We start from the raw sequence: 242 nt of genomic DNA, 5'->3' as shown, positions 1-242 counted from the left end.
AATGATGGACTATTTGTTGGTTTCACTTACAGCCAAGGTTCAAACTGGGAGACCACCAGCCAATCTGAATTCTACGACCACCGTGGTGCTGAATTCTTCACCTACTACCACTTTGAAAATGGTCTACGTCCAACCTTTAACGTTAACTACTTAACGGACACAGACGACAACGCGAATGGCTACGAACGTCAGCTTATTATCCCTGGCCTTGAGTACCACTTTAAGAAGAACAAGTTCTTAGT

Annotated in this window: 1 pseudogene; it reads left to right on the top strand. The window is 43.8% G+C overall.

Annotated features, from left to right (window positions below):
* Positions 1-242, top strand: a pseudogene (locus tag AB4512_RS22800) (porin); the annotation flags it as partial.

This window comes from Vibrio sp. 10N.222.52.B7 (assembly GCF_041474275.1).
Lineage (GTDB): Bacteria > Pseudomonadota > Gammaproteobacteria > Enterobacterales > Vibrionaceae > Vibrio > Vibrio crassostreae_C.
The sequence above is the reverse complement of the archived record's forward strand: the minus strand, read 5'-3'. Positions and strand labels throughout refer to the sequence as shown.